This window comes from Novosphingobium meiothermophilum, assembly GCF_003171715.1.
Taxonomy (GTDB): domain Bacteria; phylum Pseudomonadota; class Alphaproteobacteria; order Sphingomonadales; family Sphingomonadaceae; genus Novosphingobium; species Novosphingobium meiothermophilum.
Genome location: NZ_QGHL01000007.1, coordinates 382,442 through 399,278 on the forward strand (window position 1 = coordinate 382,442; position 16,837 = coordinate 399,278).

General features: G+C 63.9%; 18 protein-coding genes and 2 riboswitches. Of the genes, 14 read left to right on the plus strand and 4 right to left on the minus strand.

Annotated features, from left to right (window positions below):
- Positions 1-143: 143 nt before the first annotated feature.
- A complete protein-coding gene (locus DKM43_RS05950; protein ID WP_109797534.1) occupies positions 144-1,307 on the plus strand; it encodes a site-specific DNA-methyltransferase in 1,164 nt (387 codons plus the stop codon).
- Positions 1,304-2,413: a dihydropteroate synthase gene (gene folP / locus DKM43_RS05955; protein WP_109797535.1), complete on the plus strand. Its 1,110-nt coding sequence runs from the start codon at positions 1,304-1,306 to the stop codon at positions 2,411-2,413. The genes DKM43_RS05950 and folP overlap by 4 nt, the downstream gene beginning before the upstream one ends.
- A gap of 24 nt (positions 2,414-2,437) precedes the next feature.
- On the opposite strand, the gene DKM43_RS05960 is transcribed toward folP, so the two are convergent.
- Together DKM43_RS05960 and DKM43_RS05965 are read right to left on the minus strand one after the other, a co-directional pair.
- Complete coding sequence (locus tag DKM43_RS05960; RefSeq protein ID WP_109797536.1) at positions 2,438-3,205, minus strand: SDR family NAD(P)-dependent oxidoreductase; 768 nt, start codon at positions 3,203-3,205, stop codon at positions 2,438-2,440.
- 19 nt (positions 3,206-3,224) lie between these two features.
- Positions 3,225-4,643 (minus strand): sigma-54-dependent transcriptional regulator, encoded by a 1,419-nt coding sequence (locus DKM43_RS05965; protein ID WP_109797537.1) that lies wholly within the window; start codon positions 4,641-4,643, stop codon positions 3,225-3,227.
- A 213-nt stretch (positions 4,644-4,856) separates the two neighbouring features.
- Here DKM43_RS05965 and DKM43_RS05970 point away from each other — a divergent pair, with 213 nt between their 5' ends.
- From DKM43_RS05970 to gcvPB, 12 genes are all read left to right on the plus strand, one after another.
- Complete coding sequence (locus tag DKM43_RS05970; protein ID WP_109797538.1) at positions 4,857-4,979, plus strand: aa3-type cytochrome c oxidase subunit IV; 123 nt, start codon at positions 4,857-4,859, stop codon at positions 4,977-4,979.
- Positions 4,980-4,998: 19 nt separating this feature from the next.
- Positions 4,999-6,114: an NAD(P) transhydrogenase subunit alpha gene (locus DKM43_RS05975; protein ID WP_109798032.1), complete on the plus strand. Its 1,116-nt coding sequence runs from the start codon at positions 4,999-5,001 to the stop codon at positions 6,112-6,114.
- A gap of 11 nt (positions 6,115-6,125) precedes the next feature.
- On the plus strand, positions 6,126-6,410 hold the full coding sequence (locus tag DKM43_RS05980; protein ID WP_109797539.1) for an NAD(P) transhydrogenase subunit alpha: 285 nt from the start codon (positions 6,126-6,128) through the stop codon (positions 6,408-6,410).
- Entirely contained in the window at positions 6,410-7,858 is a 1,449-nt protein-coding gene (locus DKM43_RS05985; RefSeq protein WP_109797540.1) for an NAD(P)(+) transhydrogenase (Re/Si-specific) subunit beta, read from the plus strand. Before DKM43_RS05980 ends, DKM43_RS05985 begins: the two co-directional genes overlap by 1 nt.
- A complete protein-coding gene (locus DKM43_RS05990; RefSeq protein ID WP_109797541.1) occupies positions 7,858-8,184 on the plus strand; it encodes a hypothetical protein in 327 nt (108 codons plus the stop codon). The genes DKM43_RS05985 and DKM43_RS05990 overlap by 1 nt, the downstream gene beginning before the upstream one ends.
- Positions 8,185-8,307: 123 nt before the next feature.
- On the plus strand, positions 8,308-8,997 hold the full coding sequence (locus tag DKM43_RS05995) for an aspartate/glutamate racemase family protein (RefSeq protein WP_109797542.1): 690 nt from the start codon (positions 8,308-8,310) through the stop codon (positions 8,995-8,997).
- A gap of 10 nt (positions 8,998-9,007) precedes the next feature.
- Positions 9,008-10,177 carry a deoxyguanosinetriphosphate triphosphohydrolase gene (locus DKM43_RS06000; RefSeq protein ID WP_109798033.1) on the plus strand — a complete coding sequence of 390 codons (1,170 nt, stop codon included), beginning with the start codon at positions 9,008-9,010 and terminating at the stop codon, positions 10,175-10,177.
- 23 nt (positions 10,178-10,200) lie between these two features.
- The gene (locus DKM43_RS06005) at positions 10,201-10,878 is read left to right on the plus strand and encodes an NAD(P)H-binding protein (protein WP_109797543.1); all 678 of its coding nucleotides are present in this window, start codon (positions 10,201-10,203) and stop codon (positions 10,876-10,878) included.
- A 53-nt stretch (positions 10,879-10,931) separates the two neighbouring features.
- Positions 10,932-11,032, plus strand: a riboswitch (glycine riboswitch).
- Positions 11,033-11,158, plus strand: a riboswitch (glycine riboswitch).
- A 33-nt stretch (positions 11,159-11,191) separates the two neighbouring features.
- Positions 11,192-12,346 carry a glycine cleavage system aminomethyltransferase GcvT gene (gcvT, locus tag DKM43_RS06010; RefSeq protein WP_109797544.1) on the plus strand — a complete coding sequence of 385 codons (1,155 nt, stop codon included), beginning with the start codon at positions 11,192-11,194 and terminating at the stop codon, positions 12,344-12,346.
- Positions 12,346-12,717, plus strand: a complete 372-nt coding sequence (gcvH, locus tag DKM43_RS06015; RefSeq protein ID WP_109797545.1) for a glycine cleavage system protein GcvH — start codon at positions 12,346-12,348, stop codon at positions 12,715-12,717. The genes gcvT and gcvH overlap by 1 nt, the downstream gene beginning before the upstream one ends.
- A gap of 4 nt (positions 12,718-12,721) precedes the next feature.
- Complete coding sequence (gcvPA, locus tag DKM43_RS06020) at positions 12,722-14,080, plus strand: aminomethyl-transferring glycine dehydrogenase subunit GcvPA (protein WP_109797546.1); 1,359 nt, start codon at positions 12,722-12,724, stop codon at positions 14,078-14,080.
- Positions 14,077-15,633, plus strand: coding sequence for an aminomethyl-transferring glycine dehydrogenase subunit GcvPB (gcvPB, locus tag DKM43_RS06025; protein ID WP_201739795.1), 1,557 nt, complete (start codon positions 14,077-14,079; stop codon positions 15,631-15,633). Before gcvPA ends, gcvPB begins: the two co-directional genes overlap by 4 nt.
- A 61-nt stretch (positions 15,634-15,694) precedes the next feature.
- Here the strand turns inward: gcvPB and DKM43_RS06030 are convergent, their stop codons facing one another.
- Together DKM43_RS06030 and DKM43_RS06035 are read right to left on the minus strand one after the other, a co-directional pair.
- Positions 15,695-15,826: an entericidin A/B family lipoprotein gene (locus DKM43_RS06030; RefSeq protein ID WP_201739796.1), complete on the minus strand. Its 132-nt coding sequence runs from the start codon at positions 15,824-15,826 to the stop codon at positions 15,695-15,697.
- Positions 15,827-15,888: 62 nt separating this feature from the next.
- The gene (locus DKM43_RS06035; RefSeq protein ID WP_236632413.1) at positions 15,889-16,827 is read right to left on the minus strand and encodes a DMT family transporter; all 939 of its coding nucleotides are present in this window, start codon (positions 16,825-16,827) and stop codon (positions 15,889-15,891) included.
- Between the last annotated feature and the right edge of the window lie 10 nt (positions 16,828-16,837).

The following is a 16,837-nucleotide window of genomic DNA, read 5'->3' on the forward strand; positions in this document are numbered from 1 at the left end:
ATGGACTCAACATCTCGATCCGGACTCGTTCCGTTCTCGTTTTCTTGACTGAGCGACTCGCGCAATTCTGGCGAGTCGCGGCTTGACGTGCGAGTCGCGATGACTCAAACGGTGGGCTTATCCACAAGGTTCGGGGACAAGATATGGTGGCCGCGGTCAAGGAACGTGCAACGGGCAGCAAGCTGGCGGCAAGGGCGCTGCGGGCCGCCCCGGCCAAGGTGCTCAAGGCCGATGTCGCCTTGCCGCTCAACCGCATCCTGCGCGGGGACTGCATCGGTGAAATGCGCAAGCTGCCCGATGCCTCGATCGACATGATCTTTGCCGATCCGCCCTACAACCTCCAGCTTGGCGGTGATCTGGCGCGGCCCGATGGCAGCCATGTGGATGCCGTGACGAACGACTGGGACAAGTTCTCCAGCTTTGCCGCCTACGATCAGTTCACCCGCGAATGGCTGACCGAGGCGCGGCGCCTGCTCAAGCCGGATGGCTCGATCTGGGTGATCGGCAGCTATCACAATATCTTCCGCGTGGGCACGATCCTTCAGGATCTGGGCTTCTGGATTCTCAACGACATCATCTGGCGCAAGGCCAATCCGATGCCCAACTTCAAGGGCACGCGCTTTACCAATGCCCATGAAACGCTGATCTGGGCATCGAAAAGCGAAAAGTCGAAATACACATTCAACTATCGTGCGATGAAAACGCTCAACGACGAGTTGCAGATGCGCTCTGACTGGGTTCTGCCGATCTGTTCAGGCCCGGAGCGGCTGCGGCGCAACGGCGCCAAGGCGCATCCGACGCAAAAGCCCGAAGCCCTCCTGTACCGGGTCATGCTGGCCACGACCAACAAGGGCGACGTGGTGCTCGACCCGTTCTTCGGCACGGGCACGACGGGCGCGGTGGCCAAACGCCTGGGGCGTGACTGGATCGGCTGCGAGCGCGAAGCCGATTACATCGAGGTTGCCGAGGAGCGGATCGAGATGGCGCTGCCGCTCGACGAATCTGCACTGGTGACGATGCAGTCGAAGCGCACTGCGCCAAAGGTTGCCTTCGGAGCGCTGGTGGAAAGCGGCTGGCTGGCGCCGGGCACGCGCCTTGTGGCGAAAAAGGGGCGGTTCGAGGCGGTGGTGCGCGCGGACGGATCGTTGCAGGCAGGCAGCGAGACCGGCTCCATCCACGGGCTGGGAGCCAGGCTTCAGGGCGCGCCCTCGTGCAATGGCTGGACCTTCTGGCATGTCGAGCATGAAGGCGAGGTCAAGCCTATCGACGCGCTGCGCCAGCTTTACCTCCTTGCTGTCGAGGACTGATGCAGACGGTTTACATCCGCCCCATCGGCCTTGCCGAAAGTCCGCAGTCTGAAGAGGGCGCGGCGATAAGGCTGGGTGGCGGGCTGGTCTATGCCAGCCGCTTCGCGCTGATCGTGCGCGATGGGGGAAAGGTCGTCTCGCGCCGGTTGCTTGGCGCGGCCGAGGTGCCGGAGGCGATCAGCGCTTTGCCCGATGCGCTCGTGCCGGAAGCGGCGGTGCAGTGGGATAACCTGCGCCTTGTCCACTCGCCGCTCGCTTGCGGCGCCCGCACCGTGCGGCTCGATCAACCGCAGGTCATGGGCATTCTCAACGTCACGCCCGACAGCTTTTCGGACGGTGGCAAGTTCCTCGACGATCCTGAGGCCGCGCTGGACCATGCGCATGCCATGGTTTCCGCCGGGGCGGCCGTGATCGATGTCGGCGGGGAATCAACCCGCCCCGGCGCGGCTGCGGTGTGGGAAGGCGACGAGGTGAAGCGGGTGGTGCCGGTGATCGAAAGGCTGGCGTCATCAGGAGCCGCGATTTCGATCGACAGCCGCCGCTCCAGCGTGATCGAGGCCGCGCTCGCGGCAGGGGCACATATCGTCAATGATGTTTCGGCCATGCGCCACGATCCGCGGACCAAGCAGATCGTGGCGCAATCGGGTGTGCCAGTGGTGCTGATGCACGCGCCGGGAAGCGATGGCGATCTTCATGCCGACGGGCAATACGCCGATGTCGTGCTTGATGTGTTCGATGCCCTGAAGGAGCGGCGTGATGCCGCGCTGGCAGCAGGTATTGCCCGCCACAACATTCTGCTCGATCCGGGCATCGGTTTTGGCAAATCGCTTGCCCAGAATCTGGCGCTGGTGAATGCCTTGCCGCTGTTTCATGCGCTGGGGCAACCGATCCTGTTCGGCGCCAGCCGCAAGCGCATGATCGGGGCGCTTTCCAACGAGGTTGCCGCGCACCGGCGCATGGCCGGATCAGTCATGCTGGCGGCAAAGGCCATGGATGCCGGGTGCCAGATGGTGCGCGTTCATGATGTTTTCGAAACGGTGCAGGCGCTTCATGTGTGGCGGGGGCTGCGCGATGCGGCGCTGACCGATTTCAGCCAGTTGGCGTAAGTCACGCCTTTCCGAAATCCCGGTTCAGAGCGAAACGCCGCCGTCAGCCACGAGACAGGTGCCGGTGATCGTCGCCGCAGCATCGGACAGCAGGAAACCGATCTGCGCCGCCACTTCATCGGCCGTGGCGAAGCGGCCAAGCGGCGTAGCCCCGGAAGCCATGGCGGCAAGCGCTGCCTCGCGGCTGCCATGCTCTTGCGCCATCTGGGCAAACCAATCGGCCTTGTCCCAGATTGCGGTGTCGACGCCGCCGGGGGCAATGGCATTGACGCGAATCCCGTGCCCAGCCGCTTCGGCCGCCGCCACTTTGGCAAGCTGGATGGTTGCGGCCTTCGATGCAGAATAGGCTGCCGTTCCGGCTGCTGCCTTGATCCCCGAAACCGATGCCGTAAGCACGATCGCCCCCCGGCGGGCCTGCTGCATCAGCCGCATGGCAGCGCGCAGCGAAAGGAACATGCCGTCAAGATTGGCCGACATTGTTTTGCGCCAGGTGGCAATGTCCAGGTCGGTTATGTTGCCGCTGGTGGCGATGCCTGCATTGAGCACCGCGTGATCGAGCCGGGCAATGTCGCGTTCCAAGAGCTTCCACAGCGCGGGATCGGCAACGTCCCCGCCATAGGGCCTTACCTTGCAGGCAAGGCCAAGCGTATCGAGCGCAGGACGATCAAGGTCGATCAGCACCAGTTCGGCGATCCCGCGTGCATCGAGCCAGCGCGCCACGGCCGCGCCAATCCCCGATGCGGCCCCGGTGACAAGCGCCACCCGCCCGGAAAACTCGCCATGATCTGCCATGGCTGCGATCTAGCGCCAATCAGGCGGCGTTGTCGATGCCAAGTTCCGACAGCTTGCGGTAGAGCGTGGAACGGCCGATGCCCAGCCTGCGCGCCACCTCGGTCATCCGCCCGCGATAGTGCCCGATGGCCAGCCGAATCACGTCTGCCTCGATCTCCTCAAGCGGGCGCAGGTTTCCATCGGGTGCGAAGAGCGTGATCCCCGCGCCATCCGAAACCTGTGGCACGCGGCGGTAGCCTTCACCGATCAGGTTGGAAAGGTTCGGAAAATCCTGCGGCGTCAGCGCCTCTCCCTCGCAGAACACGGCGGCGCGGAACAGCGTTGCCTGCAATTGCCGAACATTGCCCGGCCAGTCATAGGCGGCAAGCAGCGCCAGCGCGCCATCGGTGATGCCCAGCGGTCTCAACCCCGGCTGTTCGCCGATGCGGGCAAGGAAATGGCGGGCAAGCGCCGGGATGTCGCCCGGACGTTCGCGCAGCGCGGGAAGCAGCACCTGCGTCTGGCCTAACATCTGGTGGAGTTCCGCGCGGAAATCGCCGGTTTCAACCAGATCGCGCAAGCCCGCATTGGCGCAGGCAATCAGCCGCACATCCACCCGGAAAGAGTGCCGCGCTCCGATCGGCTGCACATCGCCGCGCTCAAGAAAGCGGACAAGGCGTTCCTGAACCGCATCGGGAACCCGGTCAATCTCGTCGATTACCAGCGTTCCGCCGTCGGCGTGTTGCAGCAGTCCGACGTGGCGCTCGAAGGCGCCGGCAAAAGCGCCCTTCTCGTGGCCGAACAGCGCGGATTCGATCTGGTTGGCTGGAAGCGCGCCGGCATTGAGAATGCGCAGAGGTATCTTGCCGCGCGGGCTTGCCGCGTGCATCGCCCGCACCAGCATTTCCTTGCCCGTGCCGCTTTCACCTTCGATCATGACGTTGGCATGGGTGCGTGCGGCCTTGGCCGCCACCGCCAGCGCTGCGCGAAAGGCAGGAGCGGCACCGATCATCGAATCGAAGTCCAGCGGGGCGCCCAGCTTTTCGGTCAGCGGTTGCAGTTCGCTTGCGTCGGTCTCGCGCGAGGTGGCGCTGCGCAGCGCCTGCAACAGCCGTTCGGGTGCAACCGGCTTGATGAGATAATCGGTTGCGCCGGCCCGCATCGCCTCGACCGCAAGCAAGGGTGAATTGCTGGTGGTGAGCATGAGGATGGGCAGGGCCGGACGACGTGCCTTGAGTTCGGCGATCAGCGAGCAGGCATCGTCGCCGGGAACCCACTGGTCGAGAATGATTGCACCCAGTTGCATCCCCTGACGCGTGCCCAGCGTGGCAATGGCGCTTTCGGAATCGCGGGCAATGATCGTGCGCCATCCTTCCCGCGAGGCGAGCGCCGATATCAGGCGGCACTGCGCGGGTTCATCGTCGATAAGCATAAGAAGGCGCTGTTCGGGTTCGTGCATAACCTCTGCTTTTGACTCCCCCCGCATTTCCGTCAGGCGCGCAGCAGTAGGATATTTGGGTAAAGACCCGATTAAGCGCGATGACAGTGTTCGAAGCGGAGTTCGGCAGCGTGGGGCAAGCCATTGCCCCTGTCGGCACTTGAGCCTGGGTCAGGCCGTCGCTAGAGCATGAGCGTCGCGCCACTTGCGGCGCAAGCAACATTGGGGAAGAACATGGCTCCTGCAAACGATATCAAGGCCGCCAAGGCCACATACGAAGGCTTCGTCAACATGGTGAAGTGGTCGACGCCGGCGATCTTCGTGATCGTTTTCCTCGTCATCCTCGCAATCCAGTAACCGCACCATGGCGGGGGCAATGAAGATCGCCGTCCTTCGGGAACGCGCGGCGGGGGAGACGAGGGTTTCGGCATCGCCGGAGACGTGCAAGAAGTTCATTGCCCTTGGGGCGAAGGTTGCGATTGAGAGCGGGGCGGGGATCACGGCCTCCATCTCGGACGAGGAATATCGCGCGGCGGGCGCGGAAGTTTGTGACAATCCTGTCGTGGGTGCGGACATTGTGCTGGGCGTGCAGGGGCCGGAGCCGGAGCTGCTGGCGGGCGCCAATCCCGGCGCGTGGATCGTGGCTGGGCTTGATCCCTTCGGCAAGCGTGCCCGCATTGATGCCTATGCCGCTGCCGGATACGAAGCGCTGGCGATGGAGTTCATGCCGCGCATCACCCGCGCGCAGTCGATGGACATCCTGTCCTCGCAGTCGAACCTTGCCGGATACAAGGCGGTGCTGGTTGCTGCGAACCTCTATGGCCGCGCGTTTCCGATGATGATGACGGCGGCGGGCACGGTCTCGGCTGCCAAGTGTTTCGTCATGGGCGTGGGCGTTGCCGGGCTTCAGGCCATTGCCACTGCCCGCCGTCTCGGCGCGCAGGTTTCGGCGACCGACGTGCGCTCGGCCACCAAGGAACAGATCCAGTCGCTCGGCGCCAAGCCGATCTTCGTGGAGAGCGTTGCTGGTATCGAAGGCGAGGGTGCCGGTGGCTATGCCACGGAAATGAGCGAGGAATACCAGAAGGCTCAGGCCGAACTGGTCAGCGCGCACATCGCCAAGCAGGACATCGTCATCACGACCGCGCTCATTCCGGGGCGCCCTGCACCGCGCCTGATCTCGGATGCGCAGATCGCCACGATGAAGCCCGGATCGGTGATCTATGACCTCGCCGTGGCGCAGGGCGGGAATGTTGAAGGTTCTGTGGCCGATCAGGTGGTCGAAAAGCATGGCGTGAAGATCGTCGGCTATGCGAATACGCCCGCGCATCTGGCGGCCGACGCTTCGGCGCTGTTTGCGCGCAACCTGTTCAACTTCCTGTCGGCCTTCTGGGACAAGGAACAGGGCAAGCCTGTTCTTGACGAGGAAATCGGCAACGCCATCCGGTGCACGCAGGGCGGCAAGGTGGTCAACGAACGTCTGCTTGGCTGAGGGGGAAGACCGTGGACTTCATTTCGATCCTGAGCATTTTCGTGCTCGCCTGCTTTGTCGGGTATTACGTTGTCTGGTCGGTCACGCCGGCACTGCACACACCGCTTATGGCGGTGACGAATGCGATTTCATCGGTGATCGTGGTCGGCGCGCTGGTGGCGTCGGCTGCGGCGGGTAGCCCCTCGGCCAAGTGGCTGGGGCTGGGCGCGGTGGTGCTGGCCTCGGTCAACATCTTCGGCGGGTTTGCCGTGACTGAGCGCATGCTTGCGATGTACAAGAAGAAGGAGAAGAAGTGATGCGCTTCACGCTCCTTTCGCAAGCCGCAACCGAGGCTGCCGGCGGCACGGCCGCATGGGTGGCGCTGGCCTATCTCGTTTCCGGCGTCCTGTTCATTCTGGCGCTGCGCGGGCTGTCCAGCCCTGCAACGAGCCGCGCGGGCAACCGCTATGGCATGATCGGCATGACCATCGCGGTCGTGACCACGCTGCTTACGCACTCGATCGCCAGCCTGCCCGAAATCATCGTCGCGCTCGCCATTGGCGGCGGCATCGGCTTCGTCATCGCGCGCAAGATCGCGATGACCGACATGCCGCAGCTCGTGGCGGCGTTCCACTCGCTGGTGGGTCTTGCGGCAGTGCTGGTGGGCCTTGCGGCCTATCTCAATCCCGATGCCTTCGGGATCATGCTGCCCGATGGACAGATCAACCCGGTCAGCCGCATCGAACTGGGCCTTGGCATCGCCATCGGTGCCATAACCTTCTCCGGTTCGGTCATCGCCTTCCTCAAGCTGGCAGGCAAGATGAGCGGATCGCCCATCCTGCTGCCGGGACGCCATGTGCTCAACCTCGGCACACTTCTGGCGATCCTTGGCCTTGTGGCCTGGTTCACGCAGGACCAGTCTGCATGGGTGATTGCGACGATCACCGTGCTCTCGTTCATCATCGGCTTCCTGCTGATCATCCCGATCGGCGGGGCGGACATGCCGGTGGTCGTCTCGATGCTCAACTCCTATTCCGGGTGGGCCGCGGCGGCGATGGGTTTCACGCTGCACAACACGGCGATGATCGTGACGGGTGCGCTGGTCGGCTCCTCAGGCGCGATCCTCTCCTACATCATGTGCAAGGCGATGAACCGCGGGTTCCTTTCGGTGATCGCGGGCGGGTTTGGCGCCGATGCGTCTGCGGGCGCCGGCGGCGCAGCACGCGAACAGCGTCCGTGGAAGCGCGGATCGGCCGAAGACGCGGCTTACATGATGAAGGAAGCCGAGAACGTCATCATCATTCCGGGCTACGGCATGGCCGTGTCCCAGGCGCAGCACGCGCTGCGCGAGATGGCCGACGTGCTCAAGAAGGAAGGCGTCAACGTCAAGTATGCGATCCACCCCGTTGCGGGCCGCATGCCGGGACACATGAACGTGCTGCTCGCCGAAGCCAACGTGCCCTATGACGAAGTGTTCGAACTGGAAGACATCCAGAGCGAGTTCGCGCAGGCGGACGTGGCCTTCATCATCGGCGCCAACGATGTGGTCAACCCGGCGGCAAAGACCGACAAGTCCAGCCCGATCTACGGCATGCCGGTGTTCGACGTCGACAAGGCCAAGACGATCTTCTTCGTCAAGCGCTCGATGGGCGGCGTGGGCTATGCCGGTGTCGACAACGACGTGTTCTACATGGACCAGACGATGATGCTACTGGCCGATGCCAAGAAGATGGTCGAAGACATCGTCAAGGCGTTGCAGCACTGATGCACAAGGCTGCCGCTGTCATCGCCACGGCCTTGGCGGTGGCAGCATGTTCGCCTTCGAAACTGGCTTACGGAAAGGTCCGCTCGGCTCTGGTCGATGCGGGCCTTTCCGCTCCGAATGCCGCCTGCATGGCAGAGCGGATGACAGACCGGCTGAACATCGGACAGTTGCAGCGGTTGCAGTCGTTGCGGGCGCCCAGGCGAAGCCTTGCCGATTATGTCGATACGGTGCGTCGTCTGGGCGATGCCGAACTGCTGGGCGTGACCGCCAGCGCGGCGGCCCTTTGTGCCAGCGGATTTGCACCAGAGAAAAAGTCGGCAAGCTGACGAACCCGGATCATGCCGGAAACGCTGGCACACCGGGGTCTGCACGGAGACTGGACCTGACCGGCCGGGTTGCGTAAGGCCCGACGCGACAAGGGCGGTGGTCTGCCTTGGGGAGAACATGTCTTGAGAAAGATCGGCCTGATCGGTGGCATGAGCTGGTTTTCCACGCGCACCTACTATGAAGATATCAACCAGCTTGTGCAGGCCCGCACATCCACGCTTTCGAGCGCGCCGTTGCTGATTGAAAGCCTTGATTTCAATGGGCTGGCCCGGTTGTCTTCAGCCGAGGAATGGAGCCATGCGGCAGCCGTTCTGGCCGATAGTGCTCGCCGCCTTGAACAGGCGGGGGCAACGGCGCTGCTGATCGGCGCGAACTCGATGCACAAGGTTTATGACGAAGTCGCTGCCGCCGTTGCGGTTCCGGTGATCCACATTGCCGACGCCGTGGCGCAGCGGCTCAAGGCTGATGGTGTGACCACGGCGGCACTGCTTGGCACGCGCTATGTCGTGATGGAAAGCTTCTACCGCAAGCGTCTGGTCGGCCATGGCATCACGCTGCTGCCGCCGGTGATGGAGGAGGTCGAGGAAACCGACGCCATCATCTATGACGAACTCATGCAGGGCAAGGCGACCCGGTCGGCAGAGCGCAGCTTCAAGACCATGCTGACCAACATGGAGCAGCGCGGCGCGCAGGCTGCAATCCTTGCCTGCACCGAGCTCGACATGGTGATCGATGTCGATGCCAATGTCCTGCCGATCTATGATTGCACCCGGATCCATGCCGAGGCAGCGGCAGACTGGATTCTGGGCTGATACGGCGATGATGCAAGGGCGCGCTGCATGGGCCAGCGATCCTGCGGCCACGCGAGGGCGCGAGTTCGGACTGGATGACAAGGCATCGCGCGGTCCGCGCAGCGCGTTTCAGCGCGACCGTGACCGTATCATCCATTCGATCGCCTTTCGGCGTCTGCGCCACAAGACGCAGGTTTTCATTGCGCCCGATGGCGATCACTACCGTGTCCGGCTGACCCACAGTCTGGAAGTGGCGCAGATCGGGCGGGTGATTGCCCGCGCGCTGGGGCTTGACGAGGATCTGACCGAGGCGCTGTGCCTGGCTCACGATATCGGCCATCCGCCTTTCGGCCACGCCGGCGAAGATGCGCTTGAGGCAGCCATGGCCGGGGCAGGGGGGTTCGATCACAATGCCAATACCCTGCGGGTGCTGATGCGGCTTGAAAGCCCCTATTGCGGGCACGAAGGGCTGAACCTTTCGTGGGAGACGCTGGAAGGGCTGGCAAAGCACAATGGCCCGATCCTTGAACCGACATGGGCGCTGCGCGAACTGGACGCAGCATTTCCGCTCGATCTCGGCACCTTCGCCTCGCTGGAAGCGCAGGTTGCGGCGATCTCCGACGACATCGCCTACGACAATCACGACATCGATGATGGCCTGCGCGCCGGGTTCCTGTGTCTTGACCAGTTGCTCGAACTGCCGTCACTGGCCGATCAGTGGCGCACGATCGAGCGCCGCTATCCCGGTGCGCCGCAGGACCGGCTTCTGCGCGAACTGGTGCGCGGGCAGATCGGACGGATGGTCAACGACGTGATTGCAACTGCTACGGCCAATATCCGCGAAACTGGCGTTGCCAGCGCTGACGAGGTGCGCCTTGCCGGGCGGCCGCTGGCCACTTTTTCGGCCGCGATGGGGGAAGAGGAGCGGGCGCTCAAGCAGTTCATGTATCAGCGGCTCTATCTGCACGAGGAGCAGCGCCAGACGGCCGACCGTGCGCGGGACGTGATTGCGGCGCTGTTTGCGGCCTATGCGGCCGACCCGGCGCTGATGCCTGAAAGCTGGCGGCTGTCTCTGCCCGGCGAAGAACCTGCGCGCACACGCCACATCGCCGATTTCATCGCAGGCATGACCGACCGTTATGCCATCGACTGTCATGCCCGCCTGTTCGGCCGGACGCCCGAAGGGCTAAGGAATGTCTAGCGGGGCAAGGTCTGCGCGGGCTCATGGCTGAAAAGACACGAGTGGTGCTGCTGGGGGCGACCGGGCTTGTCGGGCGCGCGGTCATGGCCGAGGCGGTGCAGCGTCCTGACATCCATCTGATGGCAGTGGCCCGGCGCGAAGTGCCGCTTCCCAAGGGTGCGCGCATGGAAATGCTGTTGTCCGATACTGCGCACTGGCCCGATGCCATTGCGGCGGGCAGGCCGTACGCGGTGGTGATTGCGCTGGGCACGACAATCCGTGCCGTGGGCGGAGATCGCCAGGCGTTCAGGGCCGTGGACCACGATCTCGTGCTGGAATGTGCAGCGGCGGCAAAGGCAGCAGGCGCCCGGCAACTGATTGTCGTTTCCTCGGCAGGCGCGCGGTACTCTGCTCGGAACTTCTACCTTTCGGTCAAGGGCGAGGTGGAGGACAAGCTTGCCCGCATGCAGTTTGACCGGCTTGACCTGCTGCGGCCGGGACTGCTCAAGGGGCGCCGGGACGGGACGTTTCGTCCCGCGGAGCGCATCGGCATGATGCTAAGCCCGCTTGCCGATCTGCTGCTGCAAGGGAGATGGCGCAAGTTCCGTTCCGTCAGGGACAGAGACCTTGCCCGCGTGATCCTTGCGCTGGCCGGAGCGAAGCAGCGCGGCCGGCATGTCCATCACCATGACGAGTTTTGCCGTATCCTGCGCCGGGGATAAGATTGCCGCACTGCGGTTGACAGTGCGTTGCAGTGCAGCGAAGAGGAAGCGTCGCTGATCGCGCGGGAGAGCTTTCCCGATTCGTTCAGTATCGGGAGACGCCGAAGGAGCAACCGCCCCGGAATCTCTCAGGCAAAAGGACCGCGTGGGTCAACAGCGACACTCTGGAAAGAGTCGCTTCCCGTAACGGGAAGGGCCGCCGAAGGGGTAACCCCATCCAAACCCGTCAGGAGAGGCGGGCGGGGGAAAGCTCTCAGGTTTCCGTGACAGAGGGGGCGCCGCATGGCGTCTGAACTGCACGGGAACGATATTTGTGAGCGACACTTACGAAATTGACCGGATCAAGGAACGCGAACCAGCCGGTCCGCTGGCGCTTGCGCTTGACCATTGGCACCGCGAAAGAGGCGGACGGATGGTCGAGTTTGCCGGTTACTGGATGCCTGTCCAGTTCGAAGGGATCATTGCCGAGCATCTCTGGACACGCTCCAGCGCAGGCTTCTTCGATGTTTCGCACATGGGCCAGATCCATGTTTCGGGCGCAGGGATCGAAGCAGCGCTGGAAGCGGTTCTTCCCATCGATCTTTCAACACTGCCGCTGGGCGGCGTGCGCTATTCGCTCCTGCTGAACGAGGCAGGCGGTATCCTCGATGATCTGATGGTCAGCCGCTGGGGACAGGGGTTCTATCTCGTCGTCAATGGCGCGACCAAGTGGGACGATCTTGCTGTCCTGCGCGAAAGCCTTCCCGATGGTATCACGCTGAACCATCTGGAGGACCGCGCGCTCTTCGCGCTTCAGGGGCCAAAGGCATTCGATGCGCTGGAGCCGCTGGTTTCGGGCGATTACCCGCTCTCCGCGCTCACGTTCATGCGCGGCGGGCAGTTCCGACTTGGCGGGGTTGAAGCATGGATCAGCCGCACAGGCTATACCGGCGAGGATGGATTCGAGATTTCGGTGCCCGCGGAAAGTGCCGCACAGATCGCCGATCTCGTCTGCGCCCAGCCGCAGGTCAAGCCCGTCGGCCTTGGCGCACGCGACAGCTTGCGGCTTGAGGCCGGGCTGCCGCTTTACGGCCATGACATGAACGAGGCGCTCGATCCTGTGAGTGCCGACCTTGCATTCGGCATCAACAAGCGCCGCCGCAGCGAAGGCGGCTTTCCCGGCGCGGACGTGATCCTTCCCCTGATTGCCAGCGGTGCGGCAACCCGCCGTGTCGGCCTTGTGATCGAGGGACGCATGGCCGCACGCGAAGGCGCCAAGGTGCTTTCAGGCGATGCCGAAGTCGGCACCGTCACTTCCGGCGGCTTTTCGCCCAGCCTCGAACGCCCCATCGCCATGGCCTATGTGCCCGCTGCTCTGGCGGCGCCCGGCACGCCCCTTTCCATCGACATGCGCGGCCGCAGGCTGGCGGCGCAGGTCGTGCCAATGCCCTTCGTTCCCCATCGCTACCATCGCAAAGGAGCCGCCTGATGACCCGCTATTACACCAAGGACCACGAATGGATCGCGGTCGAGGGCAATGAAGCGACGGTGGGGATCACCGATTACGCGCAGGGCCAGCTTGGCGACATCACATTTGTCGAACTGCCCGAAGCGGGCGCCGATGTCGGCATCGGTGACAGCGCCTCGGTGGTCGACAGCGTGAAGGCCGCCTCGGATGTCTATGCTCCTGTTTCGGGCAAGGTCACTGTGGTCAATGCTGCGCTTGAGGACGAGCCGGAGCTGGTCAACACCGATCCGGAAGGGGAGGGTTGGCTGTGGAAGATGACACTTGCCGATCCTGCCGAACTCGCCGGTCTCATGGACGAAGCGGCCTATCAGGCATTCGTGGCGGAGCTTTGATCCCATGCGCTATCTCCCCCTGACGGATGCCGACCGCAGCGCCATGCTCGCGGTGATCGGCGCTGGCTCGATCGATGAGCTTTTTGCCGACGTTCCCGCCGAGGCCCGCCTTGCCGCACCGATTGCCGGCCTGCCCGGCCACGCCAGCGAAATGGCGGTGGAGCGGCACATGGCGCGGCTTTCTGCCAATAATACTACGGCAGGCGCGGTGCCGTTCTTTCTGGGAGCGGGGGCCTATCGCCACCACGTTCCGGCAAGTGTCGACCACCTGATCCAGCGTGGCGAGTTCCTGACGGCCTATACCCCTTACCAGCCCGAAATCGCGCAGGGCACCTTGCAGGTGCTGTTCGAGTTCCAGACGCAGGTGGCGCGCCTGTTCGGGACCGAGATCGCCAATGCTTCGCTCTACGATGGGTCGACCGCGTGCTGGGAGGCCATCGCCATGGCCGGGCGCATCACCAGGCGCGGCAAGGCGGTGCTTTCGGGCGGTCTTCACCCACACTATGTGGAAACGGCGCGCACGATGGCGCGGTTCACGGGCGACCGGCTCGATACGGCAGCGCCCGAACTTTCCGCGACGCCCGATGACGAGGCAGTAATCGCGCGGATCGATGGCGAAACGTCCTGCGTCGTGGTGCAGTATCCCGATATTCTGGGCCGCATTCCCGATCTGGCGAAGATCGCTTCGGCCGCGCAGGCTGCGGGCGCCCTGCTGATCGCGGTGGTGACAGAGCCGGTGGCGCTCGGCGTGCTGCAAAGCCCCGGCAGCCTCGGTGCGGATATCGTGGTGGGCGAAGGCCAGTCGCTGGGCGTTGGGCTTCAGTTCGGCGGTCCTTACCTTGGCCTGTTCGGCTGCCGCGAAAAGTATGTCCGTCAGCTCCCCGGTCGTCTGTGCGGCGAGACGGTGGACGCGGATGGCAAGCGCGGCTTCGTGCTGACGCTGTCCACGCGCGAGCAGCATATCCGGCGCGAAAAGGCGACGAGCAATATCTGCACCAACTCCGGGCTTTGTGCGCTGGCCTTTTCGATTCACCTGACGCTGCTTGGCGGCAAGGGGCTGGCCGCCATGGCGAAGCTGAGCCATGCCGCTGCGCGCAGCACGGCCGCAGCGCTTGCCGCCATCCCCGGCGTTGCGGTGGTCAACAGCCATTATTTCAACGAGTTCACCGTAACCCTTCCGCGCGATGCCCGGCAGGTGGTGCGCGCGCTGGCGGACCGGCAGGTGCTGGGCGGCGTTTCGCTGGGCAGGCTCTACCCGCGCGAAGAGGGGCTGGCGAAAGCCATGGTCGTGGCGGCAACCGAATGCACGACAGATGAGGATATTGCGGCGCTGGCAGCGGCGCTCAAGGAGGTGCTGGCATGAACGTGATCAACCCCGCTGGCTGGCGCCCTGCCATGGGCGAGAATGTTCCCGGCACCCCGGTGCAGACCTTTACCGGCAACCGTGCCTTGCAGCTTGAGGAAGCACTGCTGTTCGAGCTTGGCTCGGCGGATCGTTCGGGCGTCGATTTTCCGGCGACGGACACGCTCGACCTTGCCGGCCTCGGTCCGATGGCCCGGAGCGATATCCCGGATCTTCCGGGGCTGTCAGAGCCTGAAACCGTGCGCCATTACACCCGTCTTTCGCGCCAGAACTATGCCATCGATCTGGGGCTGTTCCCGCTCGGCTCATGCACGATGAAGCACAACCCGCGGCTCGACGAGAAGGTGGCACGGATGCCTGGGTTTGCCGATGTGCATCCGCTCCAGCCGGTCCAGACCGTGCAGGGCGCGCTGGGTGTCATCAATGAACTGGCGCAGTGGTTGATCGAACTGACCGGGATGCACGGCGTGGCCATGTCGCCGAAGGCGGGCGCGCATGGCGAACTGTGCGGGCTGCTGTGCATCCGCGCCGCGCTTGAGGCCAAGGGAGATCCGCGCGACGTGATCCTTGTTCCCGAAAGCGCGCATGGCACCAATCCCGCCACGGCCGCATTTGCCGGCTTCAAGGTGGAGAACATTCCCGCCACTGACGAAGGCCGGGTGGATACGGCGGCGCTCATCGCGCGGCTTGGTCCCGATGTTGCTGGCGTGATGATTACCAATCCCAACACCTGCGGGCTGTTCGAGCGCGACCTGAAGGTGATTGCCGATGCGGTTCATGCCGCGGGCGGATATGTCTATTGCGATGGTGCGAATTTCAATGCCATCGTGGGACGGGTGCGCCCCGGCGATCTAGGTGTAGATGCCATGCACATCAACCTGCACAAGACCTTCTCGACCCCTCATGGCGGCGGAGGCCCCGGATCGGGTCCGGTTGTCCTGTCCGAGGCACTGGCCCCGTTCGGTCCGCTGCCCTTCACCGCGAGGCAGGCAGATGGTTCGATCAGGCTGATCGAAGAGGAGCAGGCGCACGAAGATCACCCGCAGGCGTTCGGCCGCATGTGCGCCTTCCATGGTCAGATGGGCATGTTCACCCGTGCGCTTGCCTATATCCTCAGCCATGGCGCGGATGGTCTGCGGCAGGTGTCGGGCGATGCGGTGCTGAATGCCAACTATGTTCTGCGCAGCCTTGACGATGTTCTCGACGCGCCTTTCGGCAATGCCGGGCACTGCATGCACGAGGCGCTGTTCTCGGACGATGGCTTTGCCGAAGGGTTCTCGACACTCGATCTTGCCAAGGGCCTGATCGACGAGGGCTATCACCCCATGACGGTCTATTTCCCGCTCGTCGTCCACGGCGCGATGCTGGTGGAGCCGACCGAAACCGAAAGCAAGGCCGGGATCGACCAGTTCATCGGAGCGATGCGCTCGCTTGCCCAGCGCGCGAGGGCAGGCGATGAACTGCTCAAATCAGCGCCGCATCTCGCGCCGCGCCGCAGGCTGGACGAAACACTGGCAGCCCGCAGGCCAAGGCTTGTTTACCGCGAGGGCTGAAGCACGCGGAATGCCGCTCCGGTCTGCCCCGGAGCGGCATTCCGCGCCTTTGCCCGCAGGTTCAGTTGATGGCTTTCTCGCCGGCCTGCCCAACCGACTGGATATCGCGGCCAAGACCCTTGACCGTGTTGCAGGCGCCAAGGCTGGCCAGAACGCTGCCGAGCACGGCTGCGACCATGAGTTTGCGCATCATCTCTCTTGCCTTCCAATAAGCGGGCCAATGAACGGGTTTCTTGAACCCTGCCACGCCGGTTGTTAACCGCTGCTTGCAACGCCCTTTGGTGAAAGCGGTTCCACAACCGGACCTGCCTCGTTCTGGCGCGTCTTGCTGCGCAGATGTTCACGCCAGGCAATCAGCAGGCTTGCCGAAATGATGACAGGCGCGCCGATCCATGTCGAGGCCGGGGGCAGGTGATTGAAGATCAGCCAGCCCCAGAACGTAGCCCAGCCCAGCTGGATATAGTCCACCACCATCACGCTTGCGACAGTGCCGTATCGCAGCGATGCCGTCATTGCCACCTGTGCGAACAGCCCGCTGATGCCAATGCCTGCCAGCATGAGCCATCCGACAGCATCGTGGCTGGCTCCGGTGCGGAACAGGAACAGGCCCAGAAACGGCGCGCTGATGGCCGAGAAATAAAACACGACCGTCAACGGTTCCTCGGTCCGGCCAAGATCACGCACCTGAATTGTCACGAGCGCGACCATGAAGGCAGCGGCAATGCCCGTCACAACGCCCAGCACGGGCAGGTTCGCCTGATCGGGACCAGCCATGACCACCACCCCGCCAAGGCCAAGCAGGACAGCAGACCAGCGCCACGGGCCAACTTTTTCCTTCAGCACCAGCGCGGCCAGAATAACCGCGAAGATGGGCGTGGTGAAACCCAGCACCGTCGCTTCGGCAAGCGGCAGCAGACGCACCACGCCGAGAGTCAGGAACATGCCGCTTCCGCCGATGAGCGCGCGCCGGGCATGAACCGCCAGCCTTTTTGTGCGCAGCCGGTGAAGCTCTCCGCGCGAGAGCAGCCAGAGGAAAATGCCAATGGCCGGAATGACCTGCCGCCAGAACAGGGTTTCGGGCAGGGCAATGCCGCGTTCGCCCGTCAGCTTGACCAGCAGCAGCATGACGGAAAACAGCACGGTGGCGGCAAGGCGCAGCGCCAGCGCCAGCATGGGGCGGTCATGAGAGGGCATTGCCGGTGCC